We start from the raw sequence: 263 nt of genomic DNA on the forward strand, positions 1-263 counted from the left end.
GAAAAATCGTGGGCTATGAGGTGTATGAACGTGAGGGCGGTGAGTTAGCGTCACAGCTCCTGCAACGAACCTTGATGCGAGAGCAGTGCTTCAATCAACCGCTAGTTCTTCACTCAGATAACGGTGCGCCTATGAAGTCGCTGACGTTCAAAGCGAAGATGGATGAGCTAGGCATTACCTCATCGTATAGCCGCCCAAGAGTCAATGATGATAACCCGTATGTCGAGTCGTTGTTCCGCACGGTTAAGTACATGCCGAACTGG

General features: G+C 50.6%; 1 pseudogene. It reads left to right on the top strand.

Annotated features, from left to right (window positions below):
• Positions 1-263, top strand: a pseudogene (locus ABT58_RS23250) (IS3 family transposase); the annotation flags it as partial.

The organism is Photobacterium aphoticum (genome assembly GCF_001029435.1).
Taxonomy (GTDB): domain Bacteria; phylum Pseudomonadota; class Gammaproteobacteria; order Enterobacterales; family Vibrionaceae; genus Photobacterium; species Photobacterium aphoticum.